Genomic DNA, 19,448 nt, shown 5'->3' with positions numbered 1-19,448 from the left:
ATTATTCTATTGTCGTCGGCAGTGAGCGGGGTGATTGTCCTGGTGACCAGTTAGTATAAAGGTTAGCCAAATTTAACGGTCAATGGCAAATTCAGCGCTGCTGCAATTTTGGATAATGTGTCGATACTTGTATTTCGTCCGCGCTCGATGCGGGCAATCGTTGACTGGGGGACTTCCGCCCGGTCCGCCAACTCTTGCTGGGTCAGTCCAGCCTTTTCCCGTGCTTCCACCACCGCGGCTGCACTCACCAGACGGTTGTACTCTTCAGTAAAGCCCTTTCGAAATTCAGGATCTTTCAAATCATCCGCAAACAAATCGTCAACAGGAACGGTATGTTCTGCCAACGCACGTTTTAAATATTCGGCTTCCTCTGCGTTATTTTCTGCTGATCGTTTCATAGAATTCATCTCGCAATTCCTCCGCATGTCTGATTTCTAATAACGGCGTTTTATTCTTTTTCTTACTGAATCCGTGAGTAATGACGAAATCATTACCCACGACATGGAAGTAGAGGGCACGCTGCCAGTTTTTTCCTAAACGTGAGCGCAGTTCGTAAATATCTGGCGTCAACTTACTGATCACCAGCATTTGGGCTGCGATAAGTAAGCCTTTGTCTTCAGTGAACTTAATGGCCCCCATCAGTTTCTCACGTTCCTTACGTGGGAGGCTGTCCCGGTATTCGCGAAATTCGTTGTGGCCGCTGGGGCGTGTAGAGACCGAAATTTTGGTATTTCCATAAATCAATTATGGCATATGTGCATGGACTGCTCAATAACATGTCAGGGCATAGGGCCGAGCCAGTGTAAAACATAGGTGCGAGTTTTCTCTTCTTGGCGTAGACTCCGGAAACGGGCGAAGCAGACCAGAAGCTAGGGGATAAGGCCGAGGAAGGGTAAGACCTAAGTGCGGGTTTTTCTGGTCCTGGCTGCACTCCCGAAACGGGCGAAAACGACCAGAAGCTAGGGCATAAGGCCAAGCCGGCCAAAAACCTAAGTGCGGGTTTTCGGCCGACTCGTCCTTATGCCTACGCTTCTCCCGGTCGTTTTCGCCCTCTGTGCTATAATATCTCCCGAGGTGATTTTCTTGGGGAATCGTAAGCAAAAACTTGTCGTGGTGTCTTTGGACGCCATGGGGGCGGACGACCTGGCGCCGGCGGCTTTGCGGGATCTGCCTAATTTGCGGGCACTGATTGCCAGCGGGACCCACGTGCAGAACGTACGGGGGATTTATCCGACACTCACTTATCCGTCCCACACCAGCATCATTACTGGGATGTATCCGCGGACCCACGGGATCGTGAATAATACGAAGATTCAGCCTGACCGTTTGTCACCGGATTGGTACTGGTACCGCAAAGATGTCCACGCTAAGCCGTTGTATCAAATTGCCCACGAAGCGGGGATGACGACGGCAGCTTTTTTATGGCCCGTGACCGCCCGCAGCGGCATCGACTACAACATTGCCGAGATCTTCCCCAACCGTATCTGGACGAACCAAGTGCTCATTTCTCTCTGGGCCAGTTCCCCGCTCTTCATCCTGCGCCTGAACGCTAAGTACGGCAAGCTGCGCAACGGGATCCATCAGCCCCAGCTGGACGACTTCGTCACGGCATCAGCGGTGGACACCATTGTACGCAAGCAGCCGGATATGACGCTCATCCACCTGGTGGACATGGATTCCCAACGGCACGCCCACGGGGTCTTATCCCCTGAGGCGCTCGCCGCTCGCAAACGCTTGGACACCCGGCTGGGCCGGATCATTCAAGCAACGAAGGATGCCCACATGTACGCCAATACCACCTTCGCCGTCCTGGGCGACCACTACCAAATCGATGTGCACACCATGATTCGGCTCAACGCGCTGTTCCGGGCCAAGGGTTGGCAGCACACCACCGCCGATGGCTTGATCGATAAGGACTGGCGAGTGCTGGCCAAGTCGGCGGACGGCTCGACTTACATCTATGTTCGCGACCGCAACGCCCGCTTGGATGAAGAGATCAAGCAGCTGGTCGGCCCTGTTCCCGGAATCGAGCACATCTACTCCTCCGGCGCCGCCGCCGACTTCGGGGCGGATCCCGGCTGTGCTTTCTTAGTTGAAGCGCATCGGGGCTATTACTTCATCGACGACGCCAACGGGGCAATCACCGAGAAGGTGGACCCCGCCGACATCGGCCAGCCGGAGCGGTATCGGGCCGTGCACGGCTATTCGCCGTTCAAGGATGATTACGCCACGACACTGATTCTGAACGGGCCGGGCATCAAGCAAGGCGCGACGATTGGTCACGCCCGGCTGGTCGACGAAGGCCCCACCTTCGCCCATATTCTCGGGCTGCAATACCCATATCCCACGGACGGGGAGGCATTGCTCGACGCATTCGAGCAGGAGTAAGGAAGAAAGGCAGGGAACGCATGCGCATCGCCATCGTCACTGACAGCACCGCTTATTTGACCGCCGCCGAGGTGGCCCAGTACCATATCTCCGTGATTCCCATCCCGGTGATTCTCGACGGTCACGTCTACGATGAAGGGCGGACCATTGACAGCCCCACCTTCTATGAGAAAATGCGGACCAGTCAGTCCTTCCCGAGCACATCGCAACCGCCGCTGGGCGAAGTCACCCGGCTGTATGAAAACCTGGCCAATGAAGGCTACGACACGATCCTCTCGATCCACCTGGCCAGCACCATCTCCGGGTTCTACAACACCTTGGTAGGGCTGGCACCGACTCTGAAGAACGTTCGGCTGGTCCCTTACGATTCCCATATTACGGTCAAGCTGATGGGGTATCTGGTGATTGCAGCTGCCCGCTTGGCCGCGGCCGGCAAGACGGTGGACGAGATCATCAGCGCGCTGGATAAGCTGCGGGCCACCATGGACGAAGTCTTCATCGTCAACGACCTGCAAAATCTCGTTCGCGGCGGCCGGCTGTCCAACGCTTCCGCCGTGATTGGCGGCCTGCTCAAGATCAAACCGCTACTCACCTTCAATGATGAAGATAAAATCGTGGCCTTCGAGAAGGTCCGTTCCATCAAGAAGGCGTATCACCGGGCCGAGGAACTCTTCAGCGAGCGCATTGCCAACGTGGACTACCCAGTCCGCTGCTTAGTGATCCACGCCAACGACCCGGAAGAAGGGCAGCGCTGGCTGGCGGATTTGGCACCGCGTTTTCCCAACGTCGCGTTCGAGCTGAACGAATTCGGCCCTGTGGTGGGCACCCATTTGGGAGAAAAAGCCATCGCCATCGCGTGGATGGCCGACGTTTTGAAGCTAATCAACTAACAATTTTGTAAGGTGCCCCGCTCAACAGACTGCCTAGACCGCTAACACGCGGTTTGGGCAGTCTGTTCTTTTTGCCCAAACCGAAATACCGCGTCATTTTCCTTTCATTGTCCCACCCGGTATGCTATCCTGCCGATAGAAAGCGGGTGCAATCATGGCAGCAATCATAGAATTATCCGATGTGTACAAAACCTACGATGTGACACCGGTCCTCACCGGGGTCACCTTCTCGGTGGACCCGGGGACCATTGTCGGTTATATCGGACCCAACGGCGCCGGTAAAAGCACGACGGTGAAAATGATCCTAGGGCTGACGAAAGTAGACCGGGGCACCATTTCCATCTTTGGTCAGACCCTGCAGCCGGGAGATACCGAGTACAAGAAACGCATCGGCTACGTCCCCGAGTCGGCGGACGTTTTCGACGTGCTCACGGCGAAGGAATATCTAGGCTTCATCGGTCAGCTGTACGGCATGACGCAAGCGGACGCGGAGGCGAAAGCCAGCGAACTCTTGACCATCGTCGGCATGCAGAACGCCATCGATGTCCGGATCAGCGGGTTTTCTAAAGGGATGCGGCAGATGGTCTTGATCATTGCCAGCCTGCTGCACAACCCGGATCTGCTGTTCTGGGACGAACCGCTCAACGGCCTCGACGCCAACTCTGTCTTGATCATCGAAGAGGTGCTCCAGCGGCTGCGGGACAGCGGCAAGACGATTTTCTATTCTTCTCACATCCTGGATGTCGTGCAGAAAGTCTCCGACCGCATCCTTCTCCTAAACGACGGCAAGGTGATCGCTAACGGCACCTTTGCTGAGCTGAACGCCGAGAAGGACCAGTCGCTCCAGGAACTGTTCAACGAACTGACCGGCTTCTCCGAACACGGGCAGAAGGCCGCCGACTTCGTGAACGTCATTGAAGCGGGGTGAACGATGATGAAGTTCTTGAGAAAAAAAGATCCCCTCGATACCGGGGATGAGTCGCCGGATACCCAGAGCGAAACGGTCCCGACCAGCGTCATGGCCGACTCCCGCTGGCTGAAGTTTTTTGACCTGTTCAAAGGATTGCTGACGCGGAGCGGGGTGGATTATGCCCAGTTTCGGCTGATCGTCGGCTATAAGCTGTACATGGACGCTGTGGATCCCAGCTTTATGAGCAATCTGAATAATGGCCGGCGGCGGGCAGGGCGCAATGCCTTCTTCAGCGGCTTGTGGGCCTATGGCCTGGTGAGTTTGCTGATGACGGCATTCATTTTTGCCTACAAAAGTAATGTTTTCTTAGGGCTCGGCAGCATGCTGCTGTTTTACTCGCTGATGTATATGACCGTTCTGGTGCAGGCATTTTCCGGCAGTTTGCTGGATGTGCGTGATGTGGGCATCTTAGAAACCCGCGGGGTGAGCGAAAAGACCCGTTCGGCAGCCCAAACGGCCCACATCATGGTGTATGTCCTCTCGCTTTTTCTAGCCATGATGGCCCTGCCGATCATCGCATCGTTTATTATCAACGGTCCGCTTGCCGGCGTCCTCTATTTGGCCAGTGCTCTGCTGATTATGCTGGTCAATTACGTCGTATCCGTGGGGATTTATGCACTGGTACTCCACTTCTTCCATGGTGAACGGTTAAAAAACGTGCTGAGCATGATTCAAATCGGCATCATGTTGTTCTCCGTCGTCCTCTACCAGCTGCCGAACATCATGACCTCTGTGGGCAGTCGAACACTTGATGCACCGTTGCAGTCATTTCAATGGTGGATGGTCCTTGTCTATCCCTTCTGGTTTGCCGGGCCCAACGCATGGCTGCAAACTGGCGGCTTCAATCCAGGCGGTATCCTCAGTCTGATGCTGGCAGCAGCCGTTATTGTGAGCGGCCTCGTTTACGCTCCGGCCATGCGCCGCTTGACCAATAACTTGGGCAAACTGAGTGAAAGCGGAGAGGAACCGGCACGCACCGGGTGGTTCTTCAAACTGGCGCGCTGCTGTGTCCCCGCGAGCAAAAATCAGCGGACATTTTTCACGCTGAGCTGGCGCATGATGCAATCGGATTCCGACTACAAGATGCGGGTCTATCCCAATATGGCGTTCGGCTTTATTTTCATTATTCCCGCCGTTAGTATGGCGGTGACCAACGCGCGTTTCGAGAAGTTGACCGTGTGGCAAGCATTACAGGGCAGCGGCTGGTGGAATTTCCTGCCGGCATTCTCGACCATTGGGATCCCAATGGCGGTTTTCTTTCTTCGTTTCAGTAAAAATCCCAACGCATTAAAGACCTTTGCCACGATTCCCGACTTTGATAAAAGTATTTTCTATCGTGAAGCGGTGCGGACGGTCTTCATGCGCTTAGCAATACCAATCATCATTGCCACCGGCATCATCACCATGGTTTTCATCGGTCCCTTGCGCGGACTCGGTAACACTGTCCTGGCTTTGGGCGCCGGCTTGCTGGTGACAGACATGAATGGTGCGTTCATGGCGGGCGTCGCCCCTTACGGTACAGTCTTTCAAACTGGCCAAGTCAACACCGGCGTGACGATTGCCGGGTATCTCCTAGCGACAGTGGTCGCCGGCATCGCCGGCGGGATCGGTATATTTGCTCCTTGGTGGGCGACACTGCTGCTCGGTGCGGCGTTGTTGGGTGGCGGCTGGCTCATCTTAAACCACAGTTATCGCAACGTCAGCTTCGTCCTCCCAGGAGAGGCAGACACCGCACAATAATAATGGCTTTCAACCGCCAGCAATGGGCTGACGGTTTTTTCATGCCGCGGAGCAGGGCGTATAATGACGGTGACAACTCTTTTCAGAAAGCGTGATCCTGTATGTCCCAAACTGCTCCCCAACCCGCTCGCCGCGGTCTTGTCATGGCCGCCGTGTTCATCGCCACGTTCATGACCAGTGTCGAGGTGACCATCGTGACCACGGCCTTGCCGTCCATTATCAGTGCGCTGAACGGCTTAGCCATGCAAAGCTGGATCATGAGCGCCTACCTGCTGACGACGGCCATTACCACGCCGATCTACGGTAAGCTGGCCGACGCCTGGGGGCGGCGGCGCATCTTCCAGTGGGGCGTGCTGGTCTTCACCTTGGGCTCCTTTCTCTCCGGTTTGGCCCCGACCATGCCGCTGCTGATCGCCGCCCGGGCAGTGCAGGGCATTGGCGCCGGGGCAGTGATGCCCTTGACGTTCACAATCATCGCGGATTACTATAGCTTCCGTGAACGAGCGCAGGTGCTGGCGCTGAACAACACCGCCTGGGGGCTGTCTGCGTTGGTGGGACCGCTCATCGGCGGCTTCCTGGTGGACACGCTCTCCTGGCATTGGGTGTTCTTCGTCAACGTGCCCCTGGGCCTGCTGGTGGCCGTACTGATCCAGGTCGGTTACCGGGAGAAAGCCCGGCCGGCGGCCACGCTGCAAGTCGACTGGCCGGGCATCCTGTGGCTGGCGGTCAGCCTAGTCAGTCTGCTGCTGGGCATCCAGATGCTGGCCCGCACGCCGCTGGCCGCCGCGGTGCTCCTTGTGGTCGCCGGTATCGGCCTGGTCCTCTTCATTCGGACAGAAAAGAAGCGGGCCGACCCGCTGATTGCCCCGACGATGTTTGCCAACAAGACATTCTCGATTCAAATTGCCACCGCCATGATCCTCAGCGGCGTCCTGATCGGCTATCAAGTCTATTTTCCCATCTGGCTGCAGTCGCTCTACCGTATCGGGGCGACGGAGGCCGGCTTCGTCGTCACCTCCAGCTCGGTGATGTGGCTGGCCGCCTCGTTCTTCGTCGGGCCGCTCATTGCCCGCTTTGTGCCGAAGCGTATCAGCCTGCTGATCATCACAGTGCTGCTGCTGGCGTATGCCAGCCTTACCGTGGCCGGCCTGCACTTTCCCATGTGGACGTTCTACGTGATTGCCATGATCAACGGCACTGGCATGGGCATCGTCATCTCCATGAACACAATCTTGAGCCAGCACCTTGTCCCAGACACAATGGTCGGGTCGGCCACCAGCGTGCTGACCCTGGGGCGTTCACTGGGCCAGACCGTCATGACCGGGGTCTACGGCGCGGTCCTCAACATGGTGATCAAGGCGACGCGGGGGCCGATTCCTTTTGCCCGCATCAACGGTGTCATCAGCGCCAAGGGCAGCCGGGTGGCGCCGACCGCCGCCATGGACCGGGTCATCCTCACCGGTTTGCACGGGGTCTTCATCGTCGTCACCGTGATGCTTGTCGCCTGTTGGTGGATCAACTGGCGCGATCCGCAGCGGACGATTATCAAGCAGTAAGAGAAAAGGGGCTGACCGGCTGGTCAGTCCCTTTTCTGACTTATCAATTGGCTTCCTGCTCGTGTTCTGAGGCTTCCAAACCAGCCACCACGTCTTCGTTCACGTATACGGAGACCTGCCCGTCATTGACAGGGAAAACACCGGCGCCGTTGTCGTCCAGCTGCACGCGGGCGTCGTTGTTGCCCAGCATGTCGACGAAGGTCTGGCCGGCGTGGACGGCGGAGACGGTCATCGCCTTCTCGCCGCCGTGCTGGTTGGTCATGATCACCGCGTAACCGGAGAGGTCGTGGTCGAAGTCTCCGGTGCGGGTCCAGCCGACGACGTTGGGGTCGTCGAAGTAATCAACCATCGACCCGAAGGCCAGATATTCCCGAATCTTCAGCATTCGCAGCAACCCGCGGCCCACGGGGGCAGTATCTTTCTCGGGAATGCCGTAGAGATCACCCCAGAAGACGGTGGGCGTCCCGGCTTTGCGCAGCAGAATGAGGGCGTAAGCCTGCAGCTTGAACCAGCCGTCGATCCACGATTCCAGGCTCTGACCCACCTGGGTATCGTGGTTGTCCACGAAGGTGACAGCGAAGTCCGGCCGCTGGGCCACCAGGGTATTGTCGAAGATCCGGCGCATGTCGTATTTGCCCATGGAATTCGCAGCTTCATAGAGATTGAAGTGGAAGGGCACATCGAAGAGAGAAATGAGATTGCCCGAGTTGTCCAGGTAGGTGGTGAGCGAATCCAAGTCATCGGACCAGTACTCGCCGACAACGAAGAGCTTGTCGTCATGTTCCGCCCGACGGTGCAGGAGCCAGTCGACGAAGGCATCAAACTTGATGTGTTTGACGGCATCCAAGCGGTAGCCGTCAGCCTGGGTCAAGTTCTGGAACCATTGCCCCCATTTATCTAACTGGGCCTTAGTATCCGGGTTGCTCATGTCCAGGTCGCAGCCCATCAAGTAGTCGTAATTGCCGTTTTCGGCATCGACTTTGGGCTCCCACTCTTTGGTGTGGAACTTGTAAATGGCGTGGTTCTTGCTGCGGGCGTCGTAGTCGACCCCGGTGAAGTTCTTCCAGGTCCACACGTAATCGTTATATTTGCCGTGCCGGCCAGGGAAGGTGAATTTCGTCCAGGCTTTGATCTCCTGCATGTCGCCGGTGGGCTTCAGGCGGTCGTCGAAGGAATAACTCTTGGCTTTGACGATCTCCGGTTCGTCGGCGCCCATGAAGTGGTCGACAACGATGTCCGGATAGACTTTCAAGCCCTGGTCGTGGAATGCCTTAATGGCCGCCAGGTACTCATCCTTGGTGCCATATTTCGTGCGGGTCGTGCCTTTCTGGTCAAATTCACCTAGGTCGTACAGGTCGTACGTCCCGTAACCCACATCGTTGATGCCGGCGGCGGACTTGGCCGCCGGGGGCAGCCAGACGGCCGTGAAGCCCATGTCTTTGATCTGTTTTGCCCGGTGGGCGAGGCGGGTCCAGTGCTTGCCATCGTTGGGCAAGTACCACTCGAACGCCTGTAAGATTGTTTCTGCCATGACAAAACTTCCTCTCTCGTGATCCTGGCCGGGACAAGCCGGCCAAAGTGTTATCTTTATTGTACCCGTTTGACCCGGCGGCGGGCGACATTTTGCGGTAAACTAAGCATAGTTTACGAAATGAGAGGACTTGATGCTGTGTTAGCGCCATTGACCAATCGAGGCAAGATAATCAGTGAAAAAGAGGTCTTCCAGGGCCGTATCTTTTCTGTCAGTCAACGCCAGATCCACACCCCGGACGGACTCACCGTGGAGCGGGACGTGGTCACCCACATCCCCGCCGTCGTCGTTCTGGCCCTGACCCCGGACCGTCAGCAAGCGTTATTGAATGTGGAATACCGGGCGGGCATCAACGCCGAAAGTTATTCCTTGCCGGCGGGACTGCTTGATCCCGGTGAGACAGCCTTGGAGGCTGCCGTGCGGGAAGTCAAGGAGGAGACTGGTTACGTTCTGACGCAGCCGCAGGCCATGACCCAAGTAAGCACCAGCGAAGGCTTCAGCAGCGAGACCAACACACTGGCCTGGGGCATCGTGGACCCCAACGACCGCGGTCATCAGCACTTTGACCGGGATGAATTCGTTAATTCCAAACTGGTGCCTTTCACCGACATCGTCGCCGCCGTCAAAGATGGCACGATCCACGCCGGCCAGGCCGTGGCGGCCGTGACCTACTACTTAAGTTTTCTGCAAAAGTAAGCTGGATTGGCCGTGGGGGCGTCTTGCAGGTTAGCCCGCCGGCCGGTATACTGGTACAAGTTCGCGCGGGTCTGACCGCGCAATTGCGGAACGAAGCAGAGAGGGGAAATCAGTGACAGTGTTAGTTATGGCTGGTGTGATCGGCAGCGGGAAGAGTTCGTTGACCCAGATCGTCGCCGATCGGTTGGGTACCCAACCCTTTTATGAAAGCGTGGATAATAATCCCGTCCTGCCGTTGTTTTACAAGGGCAACAAGATGGCCGAAGAGAAACGGGCAGCCGGGGAGAAAGACGCGCGCAATCCGTATGCCTTCCTCCTGCAGATATACTTTCTCAACACCCGCTTCCACTCCATCAAGGCGGCATTGACCGACGACAACAACGTGCTCGACCGGTCCATCTACGAAGATGCCATCTTCATGAAGATGAATACAGACAACGGCAACGCCACGGAAGAGGAATACTTGATCTACAAGGATTTGCTGAACAATATGATGGAAGAGCTCAAGGGCTTGCCGAAGAAGGCTCCCGACCTGCTCATTGACATCCACGTCAGCTACGAGACGATGGTGGACCGGATTACCAAGCGTGGACGGCCTTACGAGCAAATCAGTACCGACCCGTCGCTGAAGGACTACTACCAGACCTTGATTCAGTATTACGAGCGCTGGTATGCCCGCTACGACAAGAGTCCGAAGATGCAGATCGACGGCGACCGCTATGATTTCGTCAGCAATCCCGCAGACCGGGCAGCGGTGCTGGACCAGATCACGCGCAAGCTGCATGAGGTGCGCGGGGATATGAACGCGACCGCTTAACAGCCGCATTGATGATGATGATCCAAAAAAAGAGCAGAGGCTGCGTGGCCCCCGCTCTTTTTTTGACCTATTTACTTATTTGGTGTTGTCCGCCTCACCCGCATCCGGATGCCGCACAACGTAGGCATCCAGCAAGATCCGAGTCATGATCTGCAGCGGCAGGCGGGAATGCACTTCGTATTCCGAAAAGTAGGTCGTCCCTGATTGATAGCCCAAAAACAGGGTATCCGTCTGCTGGATGATGGGGGCCTCACCATTGGTGGTAAAAGTGATGATGGGGACGTTATGTTTAGCCAAGATTTTGGCCGCCGCCAGCAGTTCCGGGGTTTCGCCGTTGAGCGTGATGATCTACACTCTCACATTGAATCCAGCCATCGATTTATTCATTGATACGAATGATCTGCAACCGAACCAAGTGAACCGGACCAACGGTTTCCAAGCCCAAGCTAACGGCAAGGGCGTGAACGTCTCTTTCATTTTACACCGGCAGGACATTCCGAACACCGCTTGGGGTATCGGCGGCGGCTTCACCCTCGATTACATCACCCAAGTGCTGACCGCCAGCGGCATTCCCAATGCGTTCGTCCGCTGTCAGGGGACGACCCGGATCAACGTGTTCACCCACGTCCGCCGCACCGGCCAGGAGTTCAAACAAGTCAATCCCGGTCCCGCAGTGACGGCGGAAGAGCTGGCGCAACTCTGGCAGCAGCTGGAACAGCTCACGGCAGCGGATTGTTTGATCATTTCCGGCAGCTTTTCTCAGGGTATTGACCCGAGCATCCTGGTCCGCATTGGCCAACTGGCCGCCGAGAAGAAATTCAAACTGGTCATCGACAGCAGTTATCCCGAAGTGAAAGCGGCGCTGCCGTATCATCCCTTCCTGATCAAGCCGAATGACGAGGAGCTGAAGAGCTGGTACGGCGTGACCGGCGAGGTGGATCTCGGCGAGCTGCTGCAGCTGGCCCGCCGTGCCATTAGCGAAGGTGCGCAGAACGTGCTCTTATCCCTTGGCGGGGCTGGCGCCGCCTTCATCACGCCCACCCACACCTATGTCGGTAACGCACCGAAAATCGATGTTTTGAACACCGCCGGGGCAGGGGACACGATGCTGGTCACCTTCATCGCCGGGACCGTCCAGGGCATGGCCCCCGCCGCCAACCTGCGCTACGCCATCGCCGCCGGCAGCGACACCGCCCGGTCATCCTGGATCACCGACTTCACACACGTTGACGAATTATTACCGCAAATCACGATTCAAACCGAGGAGGTTGACGCATAATGGCAGAAAAGTACGACTTGATTGGGGCCACGGGCTGTGCCACCGGTATTGTCCACACCTACATGGCCCAGGAGGCGTTGGAGAACGCTGCGAAGAAGATGGGTTACACGATGAAGGTCGAGACCCACGGACAAACCGGGGTCGATGACCCGCTGACCCCAGAGGAGATCAGTAATGCCAAGGCCGGCGTCGTCGCTTCCGATGTGGATGTGGACGCGGACCGCTTTGCCGGTAAGAAAGTCGTCCAAGTCCCTGTGGCCGACGGTATCAAAGAACCGGAGAACCTGATCAACCGGGCCTTAGCCGACAGCACCCCGGTCTTCAAGGCGAACTTAGCCGGCCGCGCCCAGAGTGCCGGCACCGCAGCCGCCGCCAGCAGCGGCACCAGTTTCTGGCACTTGATCTACACCTCACTGATGAATGGTATCTCCCACATGCTGCCGTTCGTTGTGGCCGGCGGGGTCTTAATGGCCATCTCCATGTTCTGGGGCATCGACAGTGCCAACGTCAAGAGCAGCCAGTACAACGCCTTTGCGGCGATGTTGAACACCATCGGCAGCACGTCCATGAACCTGAGGTGCCCGTCCTGGGCGGCTACATTGCCGAGGCGATTGCGAAGCGCAGCGGGCTGATCATTGGTTTCATCGTCGGCATGATTGCCTTCGTGAACGGGACCGGTTTCCTCGGCGGTATTGCCCGCGGCTACATCGCCGGCGGGGTCATTCTCCTCTTACAGAAAGCCTTCAAACCGCTGCCGGACAAAGAATTCCGAGGCCTGAAAGCCATCTTCCTGTACCCCGTGGTCGGGGCACTGATCGCCGGGACTATTATGTGGTACATTTCTACCCCAATGGCCGACTTGAACCGGGGCATGATGACCTTCTTGAAGGGCATGCAGACCGCTGATCCGATTCTGCTGGGCTTGATCATCGGCGTAATGTGTGCCGCTGATATGGGCGGCCCCATCAACAAAGCCGCGTATATCACCGGCACGGCGCTGCTGGCCCAAGGCAACTTCTACTTCATGGCCGGGATATCGGCCGCCTGCATCGCGCCGCCGCTGGCCACCGGCTTCGCCGTATTGATGAATAAGAAAGCTTACACCCGCGACGAACGCAGTGCCGGTTACGTGAACTTCCTGCTGGGCAGTACCCACATCACGGAAGGCGCGATTCCCTTCGCGGCGAAGAACCCGTTGCTGAATATCCCGTCGTTCATGGTCGGGTCGGCCATCGCCGCCATCCTGACCTACGTGACTCGCATCACGGTCCACGCACCCCACGGCGGTTTCCTGGTCCTGGGCCTGGTCAACAAGCCCTTCCTGTGGGTCCTCTGGATCGTTCTGGGCGCCTTGGTATCGGGTGTCTTGCTCGCTCTAATTGCCGGTCACTCGGCGAAGAAACATGGCGGTGTCGTCGAAGCCGCCGGCGTCGATATCTTCGGTACGGGTGCCGACACACCGGCTGCCCCTGAAGAAAAGCCCGCTGCCGCAGCGGCTGATCCCGCCACGGTCAATCCGGCGGATATCCTCAACACCGAGCAAGTAGAATTCGACGTGACCGCGACAAGCCGCGACGATGCTCTGCACCAGTTGGCCCAAATGGCCGTAGCCAAGGGCATTGCCACAGATGCTGAGGCCGTGTACCAGAAGTATCTGAAGCGGGAGCAAGAGAATTCCACCGGGATGGAGCAAGGCATTGCCATTCCCCACGCCCAGGATGCCAGCATCCAGCGCAGTGCCATGCTGGTTGTCCGCTTAAGCCAACCGGTGACCGATTGGCCGTCGTTCGACAAGCAGCCCATCGACACGCTGATCTCCTTCCTGATTCCGGCCGAAGATAACGGTGCCCACCTGCACTTCCTGTCCAACACGGCGAAGCTGCTCACGCACCAGTCGTTCATCCGCGACTTGAAGGCGGCGAAGACGCCCCTGGATGTGGTGCAGCTCTTCCGCCACCCGCACCTTGATGATTAGTATCTGAACTCTGTTCCAGAAGGACAATGCGGCCTCTGCCGTGTTGTCCTTTTTCTGTCCGAGACGGTTGCATCTCCGTACAGAAATTTTCTGAAAATACACTGGCTATTTCCGAGGCTTCCCGGTAACATAACAGGGGATCACTCAAGGAGGTCGTCATGGAAAACGTTCAATTGATTGCTACGGATATGGACCACACACTGCTGACAGAGAAGGGGGAGCTGCCGCCGCAGATTGGCGACTACATCGACGCCTTGGCGACGGTGGGCGTCCAGTTCACGATTGCGAGCGGCCGGCCGATTTATACGCTGCAGACGCTTTTTGCCGAGCACAAGGATCAACTCGCCTTCATTTGCGATAACGGCGGTGCGGTTTACCTGCGGGGCAAAAACGTCTACAAGTCGCTGATTCCCACGACGGATTACCGGCGGATGCTGCGCTTCACCGAACGGGCGGACGGCGGCCATCCGTTGATCTGCGGGCTGGATGCGGCCTATATCCCCAAGGCCGACCACCGCTTTGTGCCGGTTTACAAGACGTTTTACACCAACGTCAAAGAAGTCGACGACCTGAGCACGGTCAGCGCAGAAGCCGACAAATTCACCATTTACTTCCCGGAAAACAACAGTGAGGACCAATACAACCAAGTCTATGCGCCCCAATTCGGCAACGCGTATTCCGTCGTGGTCAGCGGTCCGGATTGGGTGGACATCATGAACTCCGGCGTGAATAAAGGGCAGGGCATGCGCCGCTTGGGCGCGGTGCTGGGCGTCACCACCGACCAGATGATGGCCTTCGGCGACACGTTCAACGACGCCGAGATGCTGCAGACGGTCAAGTATGGCTATCGGGTCGCGAATGCCAACCCCGGCATCTATCCCTATGCCAAATACGTGACCGGGAGCAATGACGATTACGGCGTCTTGCAAGTTTTAGACAAGGTCCTCGCCGCCAAGCGCCAGTAATTCCCGAGCACCCAGCGTAGGCCCGCCATCTTGAATGTGCTATCATTTTGGTAAGTGAAACAATTGACTGGCACACGTGAGAAGGGGAGCTGAACGCATGAGGAAGAAAACCATCGCCTGGATTATTGGTATCGTAGTCGTGGTCTTGGCGGCTGCCGGCATCGCCGGGTATGCCGCCAACGGCAGCCGGGACCGTCAGTTACGCGCGGCCATCACGGCGCTCCGGAACAATGATGCCGCCAAGGCCCTGCCGTATTTGGCCGTCGACGATAACGCGATGACCCTGACCAAGAGCAATATCAAGCCCTTGCTGGCGTATTTTCAAACGCACCCCGAGCAGCTCAACAAAATCTCTCAGGCCGCCCGGCGCAATCGTGACCGGGACGTGCTGGATCTGGTCGAATTCGACCGCATCGGCCGCCAGTGGCTCATTTATCCCCGCTACGGTTTCAAATTGGAAGCCGTCTATCCCCGAGTCACCACCAGCGGGACAACGACCGCGGTCCTCGTGGACGGCAAACGCGTGACAACGATCCATGGCGCCGTCCGCGGCCAGCGCATCGGGCCGCTGGTTCCAGGCCGCTATACCTTCACCGCCAAAGAAACTGGTGAAAATGCCCAAGCCGGTCGGACTGTGGTGGCCGATTACGTCCGGGAAGACGATCCGGAGCTGGACTTAACGTTCCAAAGTGCCGCGATCACCGCCAATAACGGCTCAGCCGCACTGGCCATGCCTTCGGCCAAAGTGGCGGACGAGCTCATCGAAGACATTTTCGATGATATCGAAGACGTCGCTAACGGCGATCTCAGTGAGAACCCGCAGCAGCTGAACGTCATGTTCACTGACGGCGAGAAAAATCCAGCCTACCAAACCTTACTGAAGCAAGCCAAGGAATACATGAGTCAGCAGCATGTCGGCGAGTTGAACCTGGACACCCAGACCAACGGTGCCCAGATGAACACCCAGAACGAGGTCAAACTGTCTTTTACGGCCGCTTTTGGCCCCGACGAAGACGACGACACGGATGCGCGGGTGCGGACGTACACTTACACCGCCACTCTGGTGCATCAGAACGACCGCTGGCTGGTTCAGCAAGTCAGTGCCCCCAAGCAAGTCGCCAACGCGGCGGACGACGATTAAGATTTCACAGCATCGGGCGCAAGCCTGTTGCTGACCACGCAGCCTTTCCTGTAGACTCGAAAGTGACCCTTCAAGAATCGAGCAGAAAGAAAGGCTGGGTGGTTTTGTTATGACCGCAACATTGAGTTTAGCGGCCCCTCTGATCGCCAAAGAACATTCCGTCGGCGGAGCCGTCGCCATTGGCGCACTCGTGGGCATTGTTCTGATTATTTGGCTGATTATCAAGTTATTCGGCGCCATTCTCCGCCATCCCTTCATCAGCATCATCTTGTTTGCCATCGGCGGTTTTGCCATTTTCAAGTTTGCCTTGGGCGGAATCATTGCTCTCGGTGCGGTGGCCGCCGTGGGGGTGGGGGCGCTCTGGCTGAAAACAGGGGACCAGTAGCCAGGAATTTTCTGAAAAGGACTGAGACATTATTGCTGCACCGATGATTATTGGGCTGCATGTCCAGGTGACCGTGAATCGGCCGCTGGGCAGCACCCATCCGGAACATCATACGATTCAATACCCGCTCAATTATGGTTACGTGGCCGGTGTGATCGGCGGCGATGGCGAACCGCAGGACGCTTACGTCCTGGATGTGGCCACACCCGTCCGGCAGCAAACTGGCTACGTGGTGGCAATCATTCACCGCCGAGACGATAACGAGACCAAGTGGGTCGTTGCCCCGAAGTTCCGGTTCGTCACTGAAGCCGAAGTACGGAAAGCAACCAATTTTCAAGAAAAGTATTTTCAAGACGATATCTGGCTGCTGTAATGCGTAATGTAATCGTGGAGCAAACTTTCGCTTAAGGAGTGCGATTTACGATGACCGATACGCTGTTCAAAGCCAAACCGTATACGGGACAACAAGGCGACACCCGGTGGCGCGTTGTTGATATGACCACCGGCGAGATTCTGGATGATGCCCAAGGGTACGGGTACAAAACGGCACCCAAAGCCGATGCGGCATTTGGGTACAAGCAGAAACACAAGAATTTGAAGAAAGCCAACCGAGCACAAAAGCGGCTGCGGGCAGCCATCAGTCAGTGGGAAGATCAGCATCGGGAATTTGCCCATGACCTGACCGCCGATATTTTTTTTGCCAGCAAGGACGGTAGTTTCAGCCGTCACGAAATTGACCAGGACATCGAAGCGGCGTTCACCACGTATGTGAATCAGCTACCGGCGACAGACCGGCCAAATTTTTCTGCAGCAGACTACAGAAAATATCGGTAATGCGGACTAGCGGACCGGCGCTCAACAGAAAAGTGCACCAAGACCAGGACAGGGGAGTGGCTGCCGGTCTGGATTCTGCCGATTAAGTTAACATAATGTATATTATACGAAGTTATGCTGAAGCGTAAAGCCTGGGCGTGTTCGCTGCAAACCGTCACGCTTCGTGGTGATTTCGGCATGCTGAGACGTCGTTTCTAAGGTATTATTGGCCACGCAGACCCATCACTGACCACTGATCAGCCGCAAATCTGGCTGCTGATGATCACCGCAAGAATCAAAATACTGGCTGAGATAAAACCGGCCAATCCGCATACGTGATTTCCGTCGGATCAAAGCGACCATGCTGACGAATCGTTTCCGCGGCTTTGACAACCAGCGGCGAACACGTCGCTAAGCTGATATCAGTCACCGGCAGCCACACAGCGCCCAAGGCATCCTGACCAACAAATTGGGCCGCCTGACCAGCCAGCTGACCATCCCACGCATCGATCCAATAAAACACGCAGCGATGCTGATTATAATGCCAGCGGGCATAAGTCCATGGATAGCGGAACCCGGTAATGCCCAGCTGATGGCTCTGAGTCACCGCCAAGCCGGTCTCTTCATGGGTTTCTCGGATCAGTGTATGGGCGATTTCTTCACCATCTTCCGGCGTGCCGCCAGGCAGGTCGTAGCGGTTGATATACGGGCCGCCGGTCTTTTTGATGACAGCCAGCGCCCCATTTTCTGAAAATATTCCGTAGACACCAAACGCCTGGTGAAATTTAGTTGACATAATAATTTACCACCCTCGATTTTAGACTAACTTAATGGCCAAAACCGCGATTTCGCGGTATTCTGGAGAATGAAAGCATTTTTGTAAACAGACATGAGGTGAACCATTCCATGGATAAACGCACACCCCCGCTGGTCCGCCCAGCGGCGATCGTAGCCTTGATCTTGCTTGTCGCCGGGACGAACGTGGTGGCGGACAAAGTGGCGCCGGCCCATAATACGGACCGCCAGGAACAAAAGAGTTCGGTCAGTTCGTCATCGTCTCAAAGCAGCAGTGTCAGCAGCAGCCGCCCTGCCCCGGCCAGCAGCAGTTCGTCGGCGCCGGCGAGCAGCAGCGAAAGCAGCAATAGCGCCAGCAGCGATGACGAGAATAGCAGCAGCGCCAGCAGCAGCACCTCGTCCGCGTCTTCCTCGTCCTCTTCCTCTGCAAACGACACGAACGGCACCGATACCAACGGCGGCACGACGGATAACAACGATAATAGCACAAATACCAATGGCACGACCGGCGGTAAGACAGACACGAACACCAATACAAACACCAACAAAACGACCGGTAAAACCACGCAAAACAATAACAACGGCCAAACGACCAACTAGAAAGGACGTGTGATCCATGCTGACGCTGCTTGATACGATCTCCCACATCTTGGGCTACTTCAACATCAACAACAAGCCGCTGAACATGGCCTGGACCATCGCCGCTTTCCTGGGTGACGGGTACATGGCCTACATTGCTTACTTAGCGCTGCGCAACGGGCAATACGCCCGGGGCGCCATCTACAGTGCCCTCTTCATCGTTTTCCTGTACTTCGTGTATCTGAACTTCATGTACTACTTTACGAAGAAAGCCGCGAAGTTCGACATCTCCCCGAAGGTTGAGAAACTGCTCGGCGGAACCCAGGCTGAGGAACAGCGGCACTCCGGGACGGCCAGCGTGCTGGGTAACGGGTTGTTTGACCCGAACGAAACGCTCCCGGCCCACATTTCAACCACCCCGGAACAGCAGTCTTTCTTCAAGGAACTGATGACCAGCCTGGCCCAAAATAAGCGTTTTCAAGAACTGCCGGTGAATGCCGCAGGACACCGTTCCCTGCCCTACTTCACCCTGGGGCACACCCCCACGGGTCAGTTGCAGGTCATTGCCGGCACGAATCAGCTCACCGCCCACCCCATCGGCACCATCGACCGCATCGGCTTCGGTGACGTGAGCGACTTGGCCAACGACTACGACTTTGCCTTGGCAGAGATTGCGATTCCGGAAGAAAAGAAAGATCATCCAGACCAAGTCGACCTCACCGAGCTGATCGTGTCCGTAGCGTACCGGAAGAAGCCAGACAGCATGCGCCGAGAAGACCGGCTGCGGTAGCGCCCGTCGCCGGGTGACTACGGGCTCCGCAGATTAGGAGGCAGGGGTTAGTGTCCGGCGTTGGCCCGGGTGACTCCGGGCTCCGCAGATTGGGGGCTGGAACGCTGTGGGCACGACTTTAAGCCAAAATGCAAAGTG

19 protein-coding genes and 2 pseudogenes are annotated in these 19,448 nt (G+C 56.8%); 16 read left to right on the top strand and 5 right to left on the bottom strand.

Going from position 1 to position 19,448, the window contains the following annotated elements:
* Positions 1-62 precede the first annotated feature (62 nt).
* Positions 63-398, bottom strand: coding sequence for a helix-turn-helix transcriptional regulator (locus L248_RS01465; protein ID WP_022528264.1), 336 nt, complete (start codon positions 396-398; stop codon positions 63-65).
* Positions 376-741, bottom strand: a complete 366-nt coding sequence (locus L248_RS01460) for a type II toxin-antitoxin system RelE/ParE family toxin (RefSeq protein WP_245585265.1) — start codon at positions 739-741, stop codon at positions 376-378. Before L248_RS01460 ends, L248_RS01465 begins: the two co-directional genes overlap by 23 nt.
* A gap of 342 nt (positions 742-1,083) precedes the next feature.
* On the opposite strand from L248_RS01460, the gene L248_RS01455 reads away from it, so the two are divergent.
* The 5 genes from L248_RS01455 (at position 1,084) to L248_RS01435 (ending at position 7,544) form a co-directional block, all read left to right on the top strand.
* Positions 1,084-2,388: an alkaline phosphatase family protein gene (locus L248_RS01455; RefSeq protein WP_040534215.1), complete on the top strand. Its 1,305-nt coding sequence runs from the start codon at positions 1,084-1,086 to the stop codon at positions 2,386-2,388.
* Positions 2,389-2,408: 20 nt separating this feature from the next.
* Positions 2,409-3,278, top strand: a complete 870-nt coding sequence (locus L248_RS01450; protein WP_022528261.1) for a DegV family protein — start codon at positions 2,409-2,411, stop codon at positions 3,276-3,278.
* Between the two features lie 151 nt (positions 3,279-3,429).
* Positions 3,430-4,206 carry an ABC transporter ATP-binding protein gene (locus L248_RS01445; protein ID WP_155828529.1) on the top strand — a complete coding sequence of 259 codons (777 nt, stop codon included), beginning with the start codon at positions 3,430-3,432 and terminating at the stop codon, positions 4,204-4,206.
* A gap of 3 nt (positions 4,207-4,209) precedes the next feature.
* Positions 4,210-5,988, top strand: a complete 1,779-nt coding sequence (locus L248_RS01440) for a hypothetical protein (RefSeq protein WP_022528259.1) — start codon at positions 4,210-4,212, stop codon at positions 5,986-5,988.
* 101 nt (positions 5,989-6,089) lie between these two features.
* Positions 6,090-7,544: an MFS transporter gene (locus tag L248_RS01435; protein ID WP_040534214.1), complete on the top strand. Its 1,455-nt coding sequence runs from the start codon at positions 6,090-6,092 to the stop codon at positions 7,542-7,544.
* Positions 7,545-7,587: 43 nt separating this feature from the next.
* Here the strand turns inward: L248_RS01435 and L248_RS01430 are convergent, their stop codons facing one another.
* Positions 7,588-9,075: an alpha-amylase gene (locus tag L248_RS01430; protein ID WP_022528257.1), complete on the bottom strand. Its 1,488-nt coding sequence runs from the start codon at positions 9,073-9,075 to the stop codon at positions 7,588-7,590.
* 138 nt (positions 9,076-9,213) lie between these two features.
* Here L248_RS01430 and L248_RS01425 point away from each other — a divergent pair, with 138 nt between their 5' ends.
* Positions 9,214-9,771: an NUDIX hydrolase gene (locus L248_RS01425; protein WP_040534213.1), complete on the top strand. Its 558-nt coding sequence runs from the start codon at positions 9,214-9,216 to the stop codon at positions 9,769-9,771.
* Positions 9,772-9,883: 112 nt separating this feature from the next.
* A complete protein-coding gene (locus L248_RS01420) occupies positions 9,884-10,588 on the top strand; it encodes a deoxynucleoside kinase (protein ID WP_425423433.1) in 705 nt (234 codons plus the stop codon).
* A 75-nt stretch (positions 10,589-10,663) separates the two neighbouring features.
* Here L248_RS01420 and L248_RS01415 read toward each other — a convergent pair.
* A pseudogene (locus tag L248_RS01415) lies at positions 10,664-10,933 on the bottom strand (hypothetical protein); the annotation flags it as partial.
* Here L248_RS01415 and pfkB point away from each other — a divergent pair.
* The 7 genes and pseudogenes from pfkB to L248_RS15010 all read left to right on the top strand — a co-directional run bounded on the left by pfkB (position 10,932) and on the right by L248_RS15010 (position 17,167).
* Positions 10,932-11,867 carry a 1-phosphofructokinase gene (gene pfkB, locus L248_RS01410; protein WP_040534384.1) on the top strand — a complete coding sequence of 312 codons (936 nt, stop codon included), beginning with the start codon at positions 10,932-10,934 and terminating at the stop codon, positions 11,865-11,867. The pseudogene L248_RS01415 and the gene pfkB overlap by 2 nt on opposite strands.
* Positions 11,867-13,842, top strand: a pseudogene (locus L248_RS01405) (fructose-specific PTS transporter subunit EIIC). The gene pfkB and the pseudogene L248_RS01405 overlap by 1 nt, the downstream one beginning before the upstream one ends.
* 158 nt (positions 13,843-14,000) lie before the next feature.
* Positions 14,001-14,807 carry a Cof-type HAD-IIB family hydrolase gene (locus L248_RS01400; RefSeq protein ID WP_022528250.1) on the top strand — a complete coding sequence of 269 codons (807 nt, stop codon included), beginning with the start codon at positions 14,001-14,003 and terminating at the stop codon, positions 14,805-14,807.
* Between the two features lie 97 nt (positions 14,808-14,904).
* On the top strand, positions 14,905-15,948 hold the full coding sequence (locus tag L248_RS01395) for a TcaA second domain-containing protein (protein ID WP_022528249.1): 1,044 nt from the start codon (positions 14,905-14,907) through the stop codon (positions 15,946-15,948).
* 109 nt (positions 15,949-16,057) lie between these two features.
* Positions 16,058-16,333, top strand: a complete 276-nt coding sequence (locus tag L248_RS01390) for a hypothetical protein (protein ID WP_022528248.1) — start codon at positions 16,058-16,060, stop codon at positions 16,331-16,333.
* A 43-nt stretch (positions 16,334-16,376) separates the two neighbouring features.
* On the top strand, positions 16,377-16,706 hold the full coding sequence (locus L248_RS01385) for an inorganic pyrophosphatase (RefSeq protein ID WP_022528247.1): 330 nt from the start codon (positions 16,377-16,379) through the stop codon (positions 16,704-16,706).
* Positions 16,707-16,756: 50 nt separating this feature from the next.
* Positions 16,757-17,167, top strand: a complete 411-nt coding sequence (locus L248_RS15010; protein WP_022528246.1) for a hypothetical protein — start codon at positions 16,757-16,759, stop codon at positions 17,165-17,167.
* Positions 17,168-17,441: 274 nt separating this feature from the next.
* On the opposite strand, the gene L248_RS01375 is transcribed toward L248_RS15010, so the two are convergent.
* The gene (locus tag L248_RS01375) at positions 17,442-17,942 is read right to left on the bottom strand and encodes an NUDIX hydrolase (protein WP_022528245.1); all 501 of its coding nucleotides are present in this window, start codon (positions 17,940-17,942) and stop codon (positions 17,442-17,444) included.
* A 110-nt stretch (positions 17,943-18,052) separates the two neighbouring features.
* Here L248_RS01375 and L248_RS01370 point away from each other — a divergent pair, with 110 nt between their 5' ends.
* Together L248_RS01370 and L248_RS01365 are read left to right on the top strand one after the other, a co-directional pair.
* Positions 18,053-18,541, top strand: a complete 489-nt coding sequence (locus L248_RS01370; protein WP_040534209.1) for a hypothetical protein — start codon at positions 18,053-18,055, stop codon at positions 18,539-18,541.
* 16 nt (positions 18,542-18,557) lie between these two features.
* A complete protein-coding gene (locus L248_RS01365; protein ID WP_022528243.1) occupies positions 18,558-19,310 on the top strand; it encodes a DUF6681 family protein in 753 nt (250 codons plus the stop codon).
* The last annotated feature ends 138 nt before the right edge of the window (positions 19,311-19,448 follow it).

It is taken from the genome of Schleiferilactobacillus shenzhenensis LY-73, from assembly GCF_000469325.1.
GTDB lineage: Bacteria > Bacillota > Bacilli > Lactobacillales > Lactobacillaceae > Schleiferilactobacillus > Schleiferilactobacillus shenzhenensis.
Note: the sequence above shows the minus strand (reverse complement) of the source record. Positions and strands in the feature narration are given on the sequence as shown.

Coding starts and splice junctions, on each gene's coding strand:
- L248_RS15010 (WP_022528246.1), top strand. CDS start 16,757: ATGACCGATACGCTGTTCAAAGCCAAACCGTATACGGGACAACAAGGC.
- pfkB (WP_040534384.1), top strand. CDS start 10,932: ATGATCTACACTCTCACATTGAATCCAGCCATCGATTTATTCATTGAT.
- L248_RS01450 (WP_022528261.1), top strand. CDS start 2,409: ATGCGCATCGCCATCGTCACTGACAGCACCGCTTATTTGACCGCCGCC.
- L248_RS01430 (WP_022528257.1), bottom strand. CDS start 9,075: ATGGCAGAAACAATCTTACAGGCGTTCGAGTGGTACTTGCCCAACGAT.
- L248_RS01370 (WP_040534209.1), top strand. CDS start 18,053: ATGGATAAACGCACACCCCCGCTGGTCCGCCCAGCGGCGATCGTAGCC.
- L248_RS01435 (WP_040534214.1), top strand. CDS start 6,090: ATGTCCCAAACTGCTCCCCAACCCGCTCGCCGCGGTCTTGTCATGGCC.
- L248_RS01365 (WP_022528243.1), top strand. CDS start 18,558: ATGCTGACGCTGCTTGATACGATCTCCCACATCTTGGGCTACTTCAAC.
- L248_RS01375 (WP_022528245.1), bottom strand. CDS start 17,942: ATGTCAACTAAATTTCACCAGGCGTTTGGTGTCTACGGAATATTTTCA.
- L248_RS01440 (WP_022528259.1), top strand. CDS start 4,210: ATGATGAAGTTCTTGAGAAAAAAAGATCCCCTCGATACCGGGGATGAG.
- L248_RS01390 (WP_022528248.1), top strand. CDS start 16,058: ATGACCGCAACATTGAGTTTAGCGGCCCCTCTGATCGCCAAAGAACAT.
- L248_RS01395 (WP_022528249.1), top strand. CDS start 14,905: ATGAGGAAGAAAACCATCGCCTGGATTATTGGTATCGTAGTCGTGGTC.
- L248_RS01465 (WP_022528264.1), bottom strand. CDS start 398: ATGAAACGATCAGCAGAAAATAACGCAGAGGAAGCCGAATATTTAAAA.
- L248_RS01400 (WP_022528250.1), top strand. CDS start 14,001: ATGGAAAACGTTCAATTGATTGCTACGGATATGGACCACACACTGCTG.
- L248_RS01385 (WP_022528247.1), top strand. CDS start 16,377: ATGATTATTGGGCTGCATGTCCAGGTGACCGTGAATCGGCCGCTGGGC.